The organism is Sphingomonas sp. LY54 (genome assembly GCF_035594035.1).
In the GTDB taxonomy this organism is placed as follows: Bacteria; Pseudomonadota; Alphaproteobacteria; order Sphingomonadales; family Sphingomonadaceae; genus Allosphingosinicella.
In genome coordinates, this window is the sequence record NZ_CP141588.1 from 1,677,975 (window position 1) to 1,693,698 (window position 15,724).

Sequence of the window (15,724 nt, forward strand, 5' to 3'; positions counted from 1 at the left end):
GTCAGCCGCCGAGATTTGCCTCGAGCGTGATCTCGGCGTTGAGCAATTTCGAGATCGGGCAATTGGCCTTGGCGTCCTCGGCGATCGCGCGGAAGCGGGCTTCGTCTATGCCTTCGATGGTCGCCTGCAGGCTGAGGTCGGAGCGGCTGACCTTGAAGCCCTCGCCCTCCTTGTCGAGCTTCACCCGTGCCGTGGTCTCGAGCGTGCCGTCGCTGAGCCCTTCCTTGGCGAGCGCGAACGACAGCGCCATGGTGAAGCAGGCGGCGTGGGCGGCGGCGATCAGCTCCTCCGGGTTGGTGCCGGGCGCGTCCTCGAAGCGGGTGTTGAAGCCATAAGGATTGTCGGAAAGCACCCCCGACTGGGTCGAGACATGTCCCTTGCCGTCCTTGCCGAATCCTTCGTAACGCGCCGATGCCGTGCGAGTGATCATGTGCCGCTCCTGCTTGCTGGTCCTTCGTGAACGGTCAGGACGATGGAAAGTTCGCACCCTTCGGGCGTTGCAGGGCCGTCACGATAACAAGGGGGAAGTCGCTTGCATCTCGTCTCCGGCGCCGAACCGGCTCTGCTGGACCTCATCGCCGCGCTCGATCGCGCCGGCTATGATTTCGTGGCGCCGACCCCGGCCACGCACGCCCGCGTCCTCGCGCGACCGGGCAAGGCCGTGGCGAGCGACCTGCGCGACATATTCGGCTGGAGTCTTCCTTTCCGGCCCGCTTTGCTCCCGGCGGAGATGCTCGCCTGCCTCGAACGCGCGGGGTTGGCCAGCCGCGAGGGCGAGCTGCTGAAAAGCGGAGTCCGCGTCTCGCGCATCGGCAGCCAGCTGTTCCTGCATTCGGCCTATCCGACCGACGATGCGCAGAGCGTCTTCCTCGGTCCGGACAGCTACCGCTTCGTCGATTTCATCCGGTCCGAAATCCCGCGCACCGCCGGCGTCCGCCGGCTGGTCGATATCGGCGCCGGCGCCGGCGTCGGCGGCATCATGGCCGCGGCTTTGCTGCCGGGCGCGCGCATCACGCTGGTCGACGTCAATCCGGCGGCGCTGCGGCTGGCCTCCGTCAATGCGCGCCATGCCGACGTCGAGGTCGAGCTGCTCGAAGGCGAAGGAATCGGGGCGGTATCCGGGCCGATCGACCTCGCGATCGCCAACCCGCCTTTCATCATGGACGAAGGCGGCCGCACCTATCGCGACGGCGGGGACATGCACGGCGCGCGTCTCTCGTTCGACTGGGCACTGGCCACGGCGCGGCGGCTGGAGCCGGGCGGGCGCATGCTGCTCTATACGGGCGTGGCGATCGTCGACGGGAAGGACGAACTGCGGACCGCGCTGGAAAGGGAATTGCCGGCGCTCGGCTGCACCCTGCGCTATCGCGAGCTGGACCCGGACATATTCGGGGAGGAGCTTGATCGTCCGTCCTATCGCGACGTCGAGCGCATCGCGGCGGTGGGCGCGGTGGTGGAGGCCGCCCGCTAAAGGCGGCCCCGCACGATTATTGGGCCACGTCCTCTTCGATCTTCTCGACCCACTCCGGGTAGAAGGCCGGCTCGCGGTTCGACCAGCCCGGCGCGGTCGCGGCGGCTTCGCTGATCGACTGGAGCAGGCTGCGCCGACGCTCCGGGTGGAGGTGCGGCAGCGCGGCGGCGGCGCAGAAGGCCGCCGGCAGCCACGGCCGCACCGCAGCGCCGATCAGCCGCTCGTAGAGGAAACGGTAGGACGCGAAATCGGGCAGCCGGTCCTGGCCGAGGTCGAATGCGCTCATCGTGACGAGCGGAGCCATCATCGGCTCCATTACGTCGAGACCGCTGTCGTCGGGGACATAGTCGCGGATATGATCGAGCCGCTGGTAGATGCGGGCCTGGGCGCGGATGCTGGCCGCTTCGCCGACGTCACGGGACCAGCGCTTCATGGCGTTGCGGCGTCCGAGGCCGATATCGAGCGAGCGACGGATGTAGCGCTGCGTGCCCTTCGAGAAGCCCGCAAACTCCTTCATTTCGACCAAGGTCAGCGCGCCTTCGGCGGGCTTGGTCTGCGTACCCATGATCCCACTCCTTTTACCCTGGCGAGGATCATACGCTCCAAAGCTTTTCCAAGCGCTTAACCAGAACCTCGCCCCCCGTTCATAATAGAATCAGAAGTGGAGTCGGGCGGCAATGTCAAAGATGGGCAGGGCCTTCCTTGGTCGGGGAATTGTCTCATTTCCGCAACAGCGGGTGCGTAACGATCCAGCATTTCCGCGGCCTCTTCACGGCCGCTTTCGGCTGCAACACTTTTCCGCATCGGCGGATTTGCGGTCACTACTTAAGAGATGCTTTGCGGTTACTACTTAGCCGCGCCGCCGGCTTCGTCAGCTGCCGGATCGACACGCTTCACGCTCACTTCCTGTCGGCACAGCTCAGCGCTGCCGTCGAACACGGTCATGAAGCTGATGTCGCCGGCATCGCGACCCACGCCGATCCGCACCAGGCCCTCGACCGGCGCGAGGCCGGTGGCGTCGACCAGATACCAGCCGCCGTCGAGATAGACCTCGACTACAGCGTGGAAGTCGGGCGGGTCGAGCTGCCACGCGTAAGCGCTGACCATCCGTGCCGGAATGTCGAAGGCGCGCGCGAAGCTGATTAGGACATGCGCGAAGTCGCGGCATATCCCCTGGCGCTGGTGAAAGCTGTCATGGGCGGTCGTGCTAGCGTCGCTGCAGCCAGGTTCGTAGCGCATGGTGCCGCGCGTCCATTCCGCCATCGCCGCGACCGCCGCTCCGCCCTCCAGATGGCCGAACTGCTCGACCGCAAACTCCTTGAGCGCTTCGGACTGGCAATAGCGGCTCGCCCACAGATAGTGGATCACCCGCCCGGGCAGCTCGCGCCGCGGCACCGGCGCGATCCGCGCCAGGTCCGGCGCGGTCCGCATCACGTCGACCAGGGCGGTGTAGCGCGCCTCGAAGCGGAACTCGCCCGCCGTCCAGAGCCGCCGCCCGATCCCCTGCTGTCCGGTGACCGGCGTCAGCGGGGTGTCGCTGGTCACGGTCAGCCGGTCGCTGGCGAGCAGCTGGTCGGGCATCTGCGCCACTTCCAGCTGCAGCAGCACGTCGGCTCTTTGCGGAAAATAATAATCGAGCGTCGCGTCGATCTGCAGGCGCATGCGGTCCGGGTCTCCTCTGCTCCACGAACCGCTCACCGGCGGCTCCGTTCCCGGTGCGAAACGGAAAGGGTGCATCCGGCCCAAATGCGCTATAAGCGGGCAACACACCGGGAGGGTGGATGGCCGATCGAGTCGACCAGCGCGTGGAATTGGACCGTCTTTTCGGGCCTGATGCGACCGGTTACACACCGGCCGGACGCGCTTTTTCGACCAACGCGCTCCGCGCTTCTGCCAACGACCCCGCGCGGGAACGCTTTCCGCTGAATGCTGCGTTAACAGGGGCTATGGATTTGCAGCACCGTTCCGCGGTCGTGCGCCGCCTGCCCGACATCGGCATCGCCGTGAAGTCGATCATCGGCTTCTGGCTGCTCTACATGCTGCTGGTCACCTTGCGGTCGATCGTGCTGCAATATCCGGAATTCTGGGATCTGGTCGCGCGGCGCTCCGTCGCCGCCACGGTCGGCGCCTCGCTCACCTTCCTGGTCTACCTGGCGCTGCGACCGCTCGCGCTCGCCAGCCTCGAGTTGAAGGCCGGCATCGCCGCCTTGCTCTGCCTCCCGGCCTCGCTCGCTTTCTCCGGCTTCAACTATTTCATCTTCTACATCATGAAGCCGCTCGACGATTCCAAGATGGACAGGATGTGGAAGGGGATGAGCGAGGCCGAGATGGCGTTCCGCTCGATCGTCGAGGGGTCGCTGAGCTGGTACTTCCTGTTCGCCGCCTGGGCCGCGCTCTACGTGGCGATGAGCTATGCCAGGCAATTGCGCGCCGCCGACAACCGGGCGGCGGCCTATGCGCGCGAGGCGCAGGAAGCGCAGCTGCGCGCGCTCCGCTACCAGATCAATCCGCACTTCCTGTTCAACACGCTGAATTCGCTGTCGTCGCTGATCCTGTCGCAAAAGGGCGACGTCGCCGAGCGGATGATCATGAATCTCTCCACCTTCTTCCGCACGACCTTGTCGGCCGATCCCACCGCTGACATCGCGCTCGAAGAGGAGATCAAGCTCCAGCGCCTCTATCTGGATATCGAGCAGGTCCGCTTCCCCGATCGCCTCAAGGTCGAGACCGACGTTCCCGATGCGCTGCGCACGGTGCGCGTGCCGGTGCTGATCCTCCAGCCCATCGTCGAGAATGCGATCAAATATGGCGTCGCCAAGTCGCGCGGCACGGTGACGGTGCGCATCTCCGCCTATGAGGAGGCCGGCCGTCTCCACATCAAGATCAAGGATAATGGCGACGCGCCGCCGCCCGAGCATGACGGCCGCGATTCCTGTGGCGTCGGCCTCAAGAATGTCTGCGAGCGGCTGATCGCCCGCTACGGCGTCCAGGCCGGCTGCTTCCACGGCCCCGATCCCGAAGGCGGCTATACCGTCCACGTCATCATGCCGGTGATCCGCAATGCCTGAAGCCCAGCCGCTGCGCGTCCTCGCCGTCGACGACGAGCCTCTGGCCGTCGAGCGGCTCCAGCTCCTGCTCGCCCGCTGCCAGGGCGTCAGCCTCGTCGGCACGGCCTCGGACGGCGAGGCGGCGCTGCGCATTGCCGAGGCGGTCGAGCCCGACGTGATGCTGCTCGACATCGCCATGCCGGGGATGGACGGAATCGAGGTCGCCCGCGCCCTCTCCGCGTCGCGGATCGACCCGGCGGTGATCTTCGTCACCGCCTTCGACAATTTCGCGGTCTCGGCGTTCGACGTCGCCGCGGTCGACTATCTGATGAAGCCCGTCGATCCCGAGCGCCTGACGCGCGCGCTCGAACGCGCCCGCGAGCTTCTCTCGCGCAACGGCGAAAGCCGCGGCCCGGCGCCCGGCCGCTATGTCGAGGAATTCTGGGTGCCGGACCAGACCGGGCTGGTCCGCATCGCCGTCCGCGACGTCGATCGCATCACCGCCGAGCGCGATTATATGCGGCTCCATGTCGGCCGGCGCAGCTGGCTCATCTACCGCACGATCGCCAAGCTCGAATCGGAGCTGGACCCCGAAATCTTCATCCGCGTCCACCGCTCGGCGATCCTGCGCCGCGACACGATCGTCGGCCTGACCCGCGACGCGATGGGCCACTGGGCGGCGCGCCTCGTCGACGGCAGCGAGCAGCGCATCGGCCGCAGCCATATCGCCGACGTGAAGGCGCTCGCCGGCCGCGCCTGAAGATTAGCGCGTGTGGCGCATCGACCAGATCAGCAACCGCCCGAGCAGCGGCCAGCCGCCACGATGATGAGACATTGTCGACAAACCCCGCATGACCGACTCCTTTCGGTTTCAACCGATGAGGAAAGGTCGCACACGAGCGTTGCCGTCGCGTTACCTGGCTGTTGCAGAACGATGACTCGTCAGGCGACCCGCTTCAAATCGTGCTGGCGGGTGCCGACCTTGCGGTAGACGCGCGGGCCGAGGTCGAGCCGGAACGGCGCCATCTTGGCCGCCGGGGGATCGCTCTCGCGGCCGACGATATAGGATTGCGCGGTCTGCCCCTTGCGGCCGTCGCCCCAGTCGTAGAGCACATTCACCGCCACCAAAGGAATGAATAGGCTGCGGTCCTGGATCTGGATCACCTTCAATTCCTCGCGCGTCATCGCGAGCGCGCCCTTGAAGCTCTCCTCCGCGCCCGGCACCAAGGTCCGCGGCGCGCCGACCGGCTCGAAATCCTCGGCATAGAATTCGGTGAGCCGGGCGTTGAGGTCCGGCGTCGTATTCATCATCTGGCCCGTGATCCGGACCCGGTGCGCCGGCAGGTCGCCGCGGTTGCGGACGATCAGCTCGAACTGGAGCACCGTCTGCTCCTGGGTCGCGCTCGCCGTGCCGGGCCGGAATTCGACCTCCAGCCAGGGGCGCGGCTCGGCTGCGGGCGTTGGAGCGACTGGGGCGACGGGCCGTGCCGGCGGCGACGGCTGGACCAGAGGCGCCGCGGCCTCCTCGACGGCGCCGAAGGGCTCGACGGCCTCGTCCGTGCCGCGCCGACGGCGGCGGAGCAGGAGAAACCCCCCGATAAGCAGCGCGGCTAGCAGCGCGCCGCCGCCCCAAATCATCCAGTCGTCCGATGCCGCCGGCGATGCGGTCTCGAGCGCAGCCTCGGGGGCGGGTTCGGCGGCCATGGGCGCGTCGACCGGCGCGGCTTCGGGCAGCGGTGCGGGCGCAACTTCGGGCGTCGGGATCGGCTGCGTCTCGGGCGGCGCCTGCGTAGCCGGATCGCTCCGGGCCGGGGCCGCGGCCGGCGCGCGCACCGGTTGCGGACGGGTCTCGGTCGGCGTCGGCCGCGCGCTGGACGGCGCGGGCTGGATGACCGGCGGCGGCGGCGCGATGACGGTCGGCTGCGTCTGCGCCGGTGCCGGCCGCTTGACCGGTGCGATCAGCGGCTCGTCGGGCGCCACGGGTTTCGGATCCGGCCGCAGCTGGAAGTCGCGCAGTTCGGGCGGCGAATTGGGAATCGCCTCCTGGGCCAGCCCGGCGCCGGCCGCGACGGCGAGCGTGAGGGCGAGAGCGCCAAGAATCAGGGACCGGCGAATGTTCGGCATGGACAACAAGGAACCTCGTGATGGGGCCGTCATCCTAGGCGCGCTGCGGCGCCCGGTCCATATTTTCGGGCCGGCTCCGTCGCGGCGCGCGGCGGCGATGCGCCCAGCACAGCGGCAAATGCGCTGAACCGCCACTGAATGCAGCCCTGCGCCGACGGAGCGACGCCCCGGCAGCGGCCGACAAAAAGGCGGCGGGCCGGGGCCCGCCGCATTCTCCCCGCAGAGAACTGGGAAACTACGAGCCGGGCGCGATCAGCACGGCATAATGCGGCGCAGCCGAGCGCAGCAGCTGGTCGCGCGCGCTGGCGGTGAAATTGTCGCGGCACTCCTGCGCGCGCGTGGTTGCGGCGCTGCCGCAAGCCTGGAGCGCGCCCTCGGCGATCCTTCGCTCGAGCGCGGACCTGCCACGGCTGGTGGCGAGATCGATGTCGCCGGCCGAGATGGTGACGAGATAGCTTCCGCCGGCATGGGCCGGAAGGGCGAGGCTGGCGGCGGCTGCGGCGGCGAGCGCGAGGGCGACAATCTGCCGATTCATCGGGCGGTCCTTCCCTTGGGCCGGAATGGGTTCGACAGGGAGCCGTGCCGGCGGGGGGGCAACAGCCTGGAACAACTCCCTGTCTCGTTTTCCATTAGGCCAGGCCGGCCGCGCCGTGCTGCCGTGCTTCGACCATCGCCGCCGATTCATCGTCAAACCCGCTGGCCATTCGACGAAGGCCGCATTTGGCGAGACGAACGGACGGAAACGGGGGCTTTCTCGGCTTCGCGGCGCCGACTCAGGCCAGAACTTTGTAGACGCCCCAGAGGCTGGTCAGCACCAGCACCGTGCCGACCATCACCATCAGGCCGCGGGCAGGGACGCGCTTGGCGAACATCGCGCCGAACGGCGCCGCCGCGACGCCGCCGATCAGCAGGCCAGCGGTGGCGACGGTGAACGCCTCGAACCCCAAAGTGGCGATGAAGCTCGCCGAGATCGTCATCGATAGGAAGAATTCGACGGTGTTGACGGTGCCGATCACCTTGCGCGGCTCGGCGCCCTGGACGAGCAGGTTGGAGGTGACGATCGGCCCCCAGCCGCCGCCGCCGCTCGCATCGAGGAACCCGCCGATCAGGCCGAGCGGCTCGATTACCTTGGGCCGCTTGACCATCGGCGCCGTGCGGACGCCGCGCCACAGCAGGTAGATGCCGATCGAGGTGAGGTAGATGAGCACGAACGGGCGCGCCGTTTCCGCATGGATGTTGCTCAGCACATAGGCGCCGAGCACGCCGCCGATGACGCCCGGGACGATCAGCCGCGCGAACAGCGTCCAGTCGACATTGCGGTGCGCGACATGGCTGATGCCCGACACCCCGGTGGTGAAGGCCTCGACGGTGTGGACTCCGGCCGATGCCGCCGCCGGCGGGACACCGAGGCTGAGCAGCAAGGTGTTGGAGATCACGCCGAACGCCATGCCGAGCGCGCCGTCCACGATCTGTGCGGCGAAGCCCACCATGATGAAGGGGAGGATGTCGAGCAGCGTGACGTCGGTTAGATCGAACATGGTTCTTCTGCCGCTCGGGATCCCAAAATCGCCCCTTGCGTCGGTTTCGGCCGCGGCACAAGCGGTTTGGATTCTCGGCGCCGTATCGATCTTAAGGTCGCCGCTCGCCCCGTCCCGCTCCGGGACAGTGGGAAATGGGCCGAAGACACGTGGCCCGGCAAGGGTTTAGCGTCCTTGGGCAGGCATTTTGGCCCGCACCCCGATCGGCGGTCTATGGCAAGATTCTGGCACAAGCGGAGGCGCATGCGGCGAATGCTGCGGCCCCGCGCGCCCGCCGCATTGCTGCTGCTGCTCGCCACGGCATCCTGCATTCACGAGGGCGGCCCTTCCAGGCTCGTCCCGGCCGGCACCATGCCGCGCGTCGCGACTGTCCCGCCGGCCGCGCTCGCTTTGGCCGATGCCGCGCCTGCCCCGCCGTCCGGTCCGAGCCTGCCGCCCGCGCAGGCCGAAGCCGCCAATGCCGCCCTTCCGTTCGCGGCCGGAGCCGTCACGCCCGCCGCCGCCTTCCGATTGAACGGCGCCGTTCCGGACCGGATGCGCGCGCTCGATTGCCTCGCCGACGCCATCTATTACGAAGCCGCCAGCGAATCCGAGGAGGGCCAGCGCGCGGTCGCCCAGGTCGTGCTCAATCGGGTCCGCCATCCCGCCTATCCGAACAGCGTCTGCGGAGTCGTCTACCAGGGGCCGATGCGCGCTGGCGGCGGCTGCCAGTTCACCTTCACCTGCGACGGGTCTCTGCTGCGCGGACGGGCCGGAGCGGCCTGGGCCCGCGCCCGCCGCATTGCCGCCGACGCGCTTGCCGGCCGGGTCGACACGCGCGTCGGGCTCGCCACCCATTATCACACCTCGGCCGTGTTCCCGCACTGGGCCCCGAAGCTTGAGAAAGCGGCGGTCATCGGCGCCCACATCTTCTACCGCTTCCCTGGAACAGCCGGGAAAATGACGGCCTTCGCCCAGGCCTATGCCGCGCGCGAGGCCGGCCGGCGCCCGTTCGTCGCGCCCGAGATCGCCTTGGCCCGCCGCGCCGCCGCGGCCGGAGCCGGGACGTTCGCCCTGGTCTCCTCGCCTCTGGCCCCGGCCGCCGCAGCGCCGGCCGCGCCGGCCGAAAGCGACCCGCTGCCGCCCTCCACGGTCCGCGAGGAATATCGCCATGCGGGCGCATGGCGCGACGGACTGAACTGAGCGCGGTTGCAGCCCCGCGCTTCCGGCCGCACAGTCTCCGCATGACCAGATGGCGTGCGATCCAGGCCGACATCACGACGCTCGCGCTCGACGCGATCGTCAACGCCGCCAATAGCTCGCTGCTCGGCGGCGGCGGGGTCGACGGCGCCATCCACCGCGCCGCCGGTCCCGGCCTGCTCGCCGAATGCCGTACCCTTGGCGGCTGCCCGCCGGGCGAGGCCCGCATCACCGGCGGCTACGACCTCCCGACCCGCCATGTAATCCACACCGTCGGGCCGGTCTGGCGCGGCGGCTCCGCCGGCGAGCCGGAGATTCTTGCCGCCTGCCACCGCAACAGCCTCGCCCTCGCCCGCGCGCATGCTCTGCGCACGATCGCCTTCCCGGCCATCTCGACGGGCGTTTACGGCTATCCCGTCGCCGCCGCTGCGGACGTGGCCGCTCGAACCGTCGCGACCGAGCTGGCAGATTTCGACGAGATCCTGTTCGTTTGCTTCAGCGCGGATGCGCTGGCCCATTATTCGACCGCGATCGCGCGCCACCGTCCGCGCTGAGCGGCGGGCCTCCAATGTTCCCCGGCGAAAGCCGGGGCCCAGACGCACCCAACCTGACATACGCGCAGAAGCCTGGGCCCCGGCTTCCGCCGGGAAACAACAATTCCCTGACCCACCCTTCAGGCGGCGATCGTCGCCCTGATATGGGCGCAGCAGACCGGGCAGAAGGGCGCGGCCGTGCTGCGCATGCGGCAATCGGCGGCCGGGCGGTAGCGGCCGAACTGCCGATAGCGCGCGCCCTCGAACGTGCCGACCGTGCCCGCCGGGACGCTGAGCGGCGCCCCGGCAGCGCAGGTCGGATCGTGGGACAGGCCCGGCGAACATAAAGGCGCCCAGCCTGTCTGCGCGGCGTTGCGGGCGCGGCTGACATTGGGTTCCAGCGTCGCCGGCTCGTCGCCGACCCCGGTCGCTTCATATTCGTCGGCCAGGCCGAGGCTGTGGCCGAGCTCGTGCAGCGCTACCGCCTGCCACTCCTCCCCCTGCGCGCCGGTGATCGTCGACCAGGCCGGCTCCTTGCCAACACCGCCGGCCCCGCCGCGCTTCGGACTGTCGATCAGCACCAGCACCTTGTGCCCGCGCACCCGCGCTTTCTTGACGAAGTCGCGCACCAGCCGGCCGTCGCCCAGGATGCGCCGCACCACCGTCTCGGCGGTGTTGAACAGGCCGCCCGGGCCGCTCCTCCAGAACAGGCCGGTCATTCCGAAACGCGATTGCACGCCGGCCTCGTTGAAGGGCGCCTCGCGCGTGATGAACTGGAAGAGCTGGTCGCAGGCGTCGAAGAAGCGATCCTTGTCGCCGAACATCTCGGACACCACGATCAGGGTCCAGCCATCGCTCGCGCCCCAATGGCGGGTCGCGTCCGGCCTGCGCGCCCGTCCGGCGCGAACCGCGGCCAGCGGGAAATCCCGGGCAGTCCCGCCGGCGGCGGCCCGGACCGCGACCGCCTGCCCGGCGCCGTCGAGGTCGAGCGAGAGCGGCGGCCGCACCTCGCTCCAGCCCGGCCCCTCCTCGGACCAGCTTTCCACGGCGATCGGCTCGGGCAGAGCGAGCGCGATCGGCTCCGCCACCTTCTCACCCTTTTCGTCGAGGAAGGTGATCTCGATCGATTCCGGCTCGGCAGCCGCAGCCGCGGCCCGGCTGCCCGGCGGCGGCACGATCGCGTCCAGCCACAGTGACATCGTCTCGGCCATGGCGCACCTCCCGATGCGCCATGTTACCGGGCAGCAGCGGCGTCCTCAATCGAGACGGGCGAAAGTATCGGAAATGGACCTACTCTATATCCAAAGTTGTAAATCTGGATTTTAGCTATTGTTCGTAGCTGCCTAGCGAACTGAAGGCCACTTCACCTGTATCCTTTCTACAACAGCGGTGAAGCTTTCGCGTAACTCCGCTTGTACGGATGTACGGCACGGATATTCTTCTCCGAAATAAAGCAGACCGGAGGAACGCTATCATGTCGAGCCCGAAGCCCGTCTCGTGGAAGAGAGCCGCTCTCGCAACCGGAACCTCGCTCACCGCCTTCCTTGCCTTCAGCTCGGCGGCCGTGGCCCAGACGGGCACTGCGACGCAGGACACGACCGCCGCTACGCAGCAGGGCGATGCCATCATCGTCACCGCGATGAAGCGCGCCTCGACGATCCTCGACGTGCCTTTCTCGATCAACGCCCAGAGCGAGGAAGACATCCAGCGCTCGGGCGCGACCACCGTCGAGGATCTCTCCCGCAACGTCGCCGGCCTCACCGTGCAGAATCTGGGACCCGGCCAGAGCCAGGTGTCGGTGCGCGGCGTCTCGGCCGGCCAGATCGTCCGCGATCAGCCGGGCGTGAAGGAGCAGGTCGGCGTCTATCTCGATGAATCGGTGATCTCGCTGTCGCTGTTCACGCCCGATCTCGACCTGTTCGATCTCAATCGCGTCGAGACCCTGCGCGGGCCGCAGGGCACCCTGTTCGGCTCGGGGTCGGTCGGCGGCACGATCCGCTACATCACCAACCAGCCCAACGTCGATCGGCTCGAAGGCCAGGTCGAAGGCAACCTCAACCTCGTCGACGGCGACGATCTCGGCGGCCATTTGAAGGGCGCCATCAACCTGCCGCTGGTCGACGGCATCATGGCCGTGCGCGCGGTCGCCTATCACACCCAATATGGCGGCTTCATCAATGCGCGCCGCGAAGGCGGCGGGATCGACGAGGACGTCAACAGCGGCCACCGCACCGGCGGCCGCCTCGCGCTCAGCATCCAGCCGAGCGACAATGTCACGATCACGCCGCGCGTCGTCTACCAGAAGATCGAGGTCGACGGCTTCAACCGGCAGGAGGTGTTCAACCTCTATGCCAATCCGCTCACCAACGCCGCGGCGCCGGGCGGCCGTCCGCCGGTGACATTCGACGAGCGCGAACACTTCCTGCTGCTCGACGAGAAGTTCAAGGACGAGACGGTGATCGCCGATCTGACCGCGAGCTTCGGCTTTGGCGGCGTTGAGCTGACCAGCGTCACCAGCTTCATCGAACGCGACATCCTGGTCAGCCGCGATGCCAGTGCGCTCACCGGCAGCGTCTCGGTCGATCTCGGCTTCCCCGATGCCGGCGTGCTGCTGCCGTCCAACCTGCGCGACACCACCGATCTCCAGACCTTCACCCAGGAACTGCGCATCGGCTCGACCGGCACCGGTCCGCTGCAATGGGTGATCGGCGGCTTCTATTCGGACATCAAGCGCGTCTACGAGCAGCGCCTGCCGACCCCGGGCTACGACGCCTTCACCGATGCCGAACTCGGCGCCGGCACCTCGGCCGCGGTCGCCAACGGCTTCGGGCCGAACTCGCCCTACAATGCCGACCTGCCCTACGACATTAAGCAGAAGGCCCTGTTCGGCGAGGCGAGCTACGACCTCACCGATCGCCTCACCGCTACCGCCGGCGTGCGCTATTACGACTTCAGCGAGGAGCGCGACTTCATCTCGGGCGGCCTGTTCGCCAATGGCGACCGCCGCATCGGCGACAAGACCTCGTCGAGCGGCTTCACGCCGCGCTTCCTCGTCACCTACGAGGCCTGGGACAATGTCAATTTCAACGCCCAGGTGTCGAAGGGCTTCCGCCTCGGCGGCGTTAACGATCCGCTGAACCTGCCGCTCTGCACCGACCAGGACGAGGCGATCTTCGGCCCGTTCGCCGGCTCGTTCGACGACGAGACCCTGTGGAACTACGAAGCGGGCGTGAAGGCGCAGGTCGGCGGGCTGAGCTTCAATGCCGCCGGCTTCTACACCGACATCTCGAACCTGCAGGTGACGCTCGACGCCGGCTCCTGCTCGTCGCGCATCGTGTTCAACGTGCCCGAGGCCCATACGATGGGCGTCGAGTTCGAGCTCGCCGCCACGCCGATGGAGGGGCTGGACCTGTCGCTCGCCGGCAGCTGGGTCGAGGCCGAGTTCGACTCGACCGTCACCACCGGCACCGGCGCCGTCGTCGGCGGCATCCGCGAGGGCAACCGGCTCCCGACCGTCCCCAAGTTCCAGATCGCGGCCAGCGCCTTCTACACTGTGCCGTTCGATGCGCGCGGCACCAATGGCGTGTTCGGCGTGACCTTCCAGCATGTCGGCAGCCGCTACACCCAGCCGAGCGACCAGGAGCCGGGGGCGGGCCTGTTCACGCACAATCTCGCTCCGTTCGGGGGCCTGCCGCCGGGCGCGACGACCCTGATCGATCTCAAGCTGCCGAGCTACGAACTGGTCAATCTCAGCGCCGGCATCGAATGGGACAACGGGCTCAGCCTCACCGCCTACGTCAACAACCTGTTCGACGAGAATCCCTTGCTCTCGTTCGATCGCGAACGCGGCGGACGGGCGCGGCTCGGCTTCAACGTCGGCCAGCCCCGTACCTACGGGATCACCGGCCGCTTCCGTTTCTAAGGCGGGCGGCGTGGCCGAGCTAACCCGCCGTACGGCCCTGCTCGCCGGCGCCGGGGCGGCCACGGCGCTGGCCGCCCCGGCGTTCGCGCAGGGCGGCAGGGGGCCACGCAGCGTCGTCATCGGCGCCGGCGTGTTCGGCGCCTGGACGGCCGAGCAGCTTCGCCGCCGCGGCCACCGCGTCACCTTGGTCGACGCCTGGGGCCCGGCCCACAGCCGCGCCTCCTCGGGCGGGGAATCGCGGATGACGCGCGGCGCCTACGGGCCCGACGAGGTCTATGCGCGCATGGCCTGGGAATCGCTGGCCGAGTGGCGGCCTTTGTCCGACCGGGCGGGTCTGCCAATCTTCCACAAGACCGGCGTCCTATTCTTCTTCCCGAAGATGGAGGCCTATGCCGAGCAGTCGCTGGCCGTCCATCGCCGGCTCGGCTTCCCCACGCAGGCACTCGATCCCGCCGCCCTGCGCCGGCGTCTCCCGCAAATGGACTGGAGCGGAGTCGCGCTCGGCCTCTACGAGCCCGAATTCGGCGCGCTGATGGCCCGCCGCGCGGTGCAGACCCTGGTCGCCGAGTTCGTCCGCGGCGGCGGCCGCTACCTCCAGGCGGCGGTGGCGCCGCCCGCGCCGGCTTCGCGCCTCACCGAACTGCGCACCGAAAATGGCGACAGGCTCGAAGCCGATTTCTTCGTCTTCGCCTGCGGCCCCTGGCTTCCCAAGCTGTTCCCGGCCTTGCTCGGCAAGCGCATCTTCCCGACCCGGCAGGAGGTCTTCTTCTTCGCGCCCGAGGCCGGCGACGACCGCTTCGGCCCCGCGCACCTCCCCGGCTGGGCCGATTTCAACGGCGGCGACATCTATTACGGCTTCCCCGATCTCGAGGCGCGCGGCTTCAAGATCGCGCACGACGCGCACGGCCCGGCGATGGACCCGGACAGCGCGGACCGCCGGCCGACCGCGCAAGCGCTGGCCGACGTGCGCGCCTTCATGCGCCGCCGCTTTCCCGCCCTGGCCGAGCGTCCGCTGACCGAGGCGCGCGTCTGCCAATATGAGAATAGCGGCAATGGCGACCTGCTGATCGATCGCCACCCGGACTGGGCCAATGCCTTGCTGGTCGGCGCGGGCTCCGGCCACGGCTTCAAGCACGGCCCGGCCGTCGGCCGCTACGCCGCCGGACTGCTGACCGGAACGCTCGCCCGGGTCGAGCCGCGTTTCTCGCTCGCCAGCAAGAGCGAGACCGAGGCCCGCGCCGTCCACTGACGCGGGTTGTCAGTGCCGTTTCGGGCACGGGTCGCCGCGCGCGCCTGTGCCGATTTTCGCCATTTTGTGATATACTTCGCGTCTGCTGAGTCTTCGAAGGAGACGGGCCATGGCCGATACCAATCCGGTCATCGACTACGGACACGAATTGATTTCGTCGCGCCGTGTGGAAGGGACCCCGGTCTACAACCGGGCCAATGAGAAACTGGGTACGATCCATTCGGTGATGATCGAGAAACGGAGCGGCAAGGTCGCCTATGCGGTCCTGTCGTTCGGGGGTTTTCTCGGCGTCGCCGAACATGTCCACCCGGTGCCGTGGGACATGCTGACCTACGACGTCGATCTCGACGGCTATGTCGCCGATATCGCCAAGGACCAGATCAAGAATGCCCCGGCCTTGGGCCTCGACGAAGCCGATCGCCCGCGCGACCGCGCTTATGACGAGGAAGTGTCCGGCTATTATGGCCGGCTGCCCTGGTGGGGCCTGTAAGGATCGATCGGCTGACGGCCGCTCGATCCGGTCCCGAAAGCACCATCTTTCGCGCGCCGTCGCGAAGGGGCGTTTCTTGCGCCCCGGCCGGGCTGCATCTCCGCCCGACTTTCCGCCGCATTGGACCCAACAAGACCGCGCATTCGATGTAGCGTGGAGCGCCCTGTTAAG

The 15,724-nt window shown here is 68.3% G+C and carries 15 protein-coding genes; 8 read left to right on the plus strand and 7 right to left on the minus strand.

The features are described 5' to 3' along the window. Position 1: 1 nt before the first annotated feature. Positions 2 to 430, minus strand: a complete 429-nt coding sequence (locus SH591_RS08500) for an OsmC family protein (protein ID WP_324748750.1) — start codon at positions 428 to 430, stop codon at positions 2 to 4. 102 nt (positions 431 to 532) lie between these two features. Here SH591_RS08500 and SH591_RS08505 point away from each other — a divergent pair, with 102 nt between their 5' ends. Next, positions 533 to 1,471, plus strand: a complete 939-nt coding sequence (locus SH591_RS08505; RefSeq protein ID WP_324748751.1) for a methyltransferase — start codon at positions 533 to 535, stop codon at positions 1,469 to 1,471. Between the two features lie 16 nt (positions 1,472 to 1,487). Here SH591_RS08505 and SH591_RS08510 read toward each other — a convergent pair whose 3' ends face one another. Together SH591_RS08510 and SH591_RS08515 are read right to left on the minus strand one after the other, a co-directional pair. Next, the gene (locus tag SH591_RS08510; protein WP_322831114.1) at positions 1,488 to 2,036 is read right to left on the minus strand and encodes a hypothetical protein; all 549 of its coding nucleotides are present in this window, start codon (positions 2,034 to 2,036) and stop codon (positions 1,488 to 1,490) included. 281 nt (positions 2,037 to 2,317) lie between these two features. Beyond that, positions 2,318 to 3,133: a transglutaminase-like domain-containing protein gene (locus SH591_RS08515; protein ID WP_324748752.1), complete on the minus strand. Its 816-nt coding sequence runs from the start codon at positions 3,131 to 3,133 to the stop codon at positions 2,318 to 2,320. Between the two features lie 290 nt (positions 3,134 to 3,423). On the opposite strand from SH591_RS08515, the gene SH591_RS08520 reads away from it, so the two are divergent. After that, positions 3,424 to 4,539, plus strand: a complete 1,116-nt coding sequence (locus SH591_RS08520) for a sensor histidine kinase (RefSeq protein ID WP_324748753.1) — start codon at positions 3,424 to 3,426, stop codon at positions 4,537 to 4,539. After that, positions 4,532 to 5,278, plus strand: a complete 747-nt coding sequence (locus SH591_RS08525; RefSeq protein ID WP_324748754.1) for a LytR/AlgR family response regulator transcription factor — start codon at positions 4,532 to 4,534, stop codon at positions 5,276 to 5,278. The genes SH591_RS08520 and SH591_RS08525 overlap by 8 nt, the downstream gene beginning before the upstream one ends. A 182-nt stretch (positions 5,279 to 5,460) precedes the next feature. On the opposite strand, the gene SH591_RS08530 is transcribed toward SH591_RS08525, so the two are convergent. The 3 genes from SH591_RS08530 to SH591_RS08540 form a co-directional block, all read right to left on the minus strand. Beyond that, complete coding sequence (locus tag SH591_RS08530) at positions 5,461 to 6,642, minus strand: hypothetical protein (RefSeq protein ID WP_324748755.1); 1,182 nt, start codon at positions 6,640 to 6,642, stop codon at positions 5,461 to 5,463. A 235-nt stretch (positions 6,643 to 6,877) separates the two neighbouring features. After that, positions 6,878 to 7,177 carry a UrcA family protein gene (locus SH591_RS08535; RefSeq protein WP_324748756.1) on the minus strand — a complete coding sequence of 100 codons (300 nt, stop codon included), beginning with the start codon at positions 7,175 to 7,177 and terminating at the stop codon, positions 6,878 to 6,880. A 238-nt stretch (positions 7,178 to 7,415) separates the two neighbouring features. Continuing rightward, on the minus strand, positions 7,416 to 8,180 hold the full coding sequence (locus tag SH591_RS08540) for a sulfite exporter TauE/SafE family protein (protein WP_324748757.1): 765 nt from the start codon (positions 8,178 to 8,180) through the stop codon (positions 7,416 to 7,418). Positions 8,181 to 8,432: 252 nt separating this feature from the next. On the opposite strand from SH591_RS08540, the gene SH591_RS08545 reads away from it, so the two are divergent. Continuing rightward, positions 8,433 to 9,362: a cell wall hydrolase gene (locus SH591_RS08545; RefSeq protein WP_324748758.1), complete on the plus strand. Its 930-nt coding sequence runs from the start codon at positions 8,433 to 8,435 to the stop codon at positions 9,360 to 9,362. Positions 9,363 to 9,403: 41 nt separating this feature from the next. Next, positions 9,404 to 9,913, plus strand: a complete 510-nt coding sequence (locus SH591_RS08550; protein WP_324748759.1) for an O-acetyl-ADP-ribose deacetylase — start codon at positions 9,404 to 9,406, stop codon at positions 9,911 to 9,913. Between the two features lie 119 nt (positions 9,914 to 10,032). On the opposite strand, the gene SH591_RS08555 is transcribed toward SH591_RS08550, so the two are convergent. Then, a complete protein-coding gene (locus SH591_RS08555) occupies positions 10,033 to 11,103 on the minus strand; it encodes a M64 family metallopeptidase (protein WP_324748760.1) in 1,071 nt (356 codons plus the stop codon). 263 nt (positions 11,104 to 11,366) lie between these two features. Here SH591_RS08555 and SH591_RS08560 point away from each other — a divergent pair, with 263 nt between their 5' ends. The 3 genes from SH591_RS08560 to SH591_RS08570 all read left to right on the plus strand — a co-directional run bounded on the left by SH591_RS08560 (position 11,367) and on the right by SH591_RS08570 (position 15,553). Then, positions 11,367 to 13,814 (plus strand): TonB-dependent receptor, encoded by a 2,448-nt coding sequence (locus SH591_RS08560; protein ID WP_324748761.1) that lies wholly within the window; start codon positions 11,367 to 11,369, stop codon positions 13,812 to 13,814. 10 nt (positions 13,815 to 13,824) lie between these two features. After that, positions 13,825 to 15,063 carry an FAD-dependent oxidoreductase gene (locus SH591_RS08565; protein WP_324748762.1) on the plus strand — a complete coding sequence of 413 codons (1,239 nt, stop codon included), beginning with the start codon at positions 13,825 to 13,827 and terminating at the stop codon, positions 15,061 to 15,063. 109 nt (positions 15,064 to 15,172) lie between these two features. Continuing rightward, entirely contained in the window at positions 15,173 to 15,553 is a 381-nt protein-coding gene (locus SH591_RS08570) for a PRC-barrel domain-containing protein (protein ID WP_322831126.1), read from the plus strand. Positions 15,554 to 15,724 lie beyond the last annotated feature (171 nt).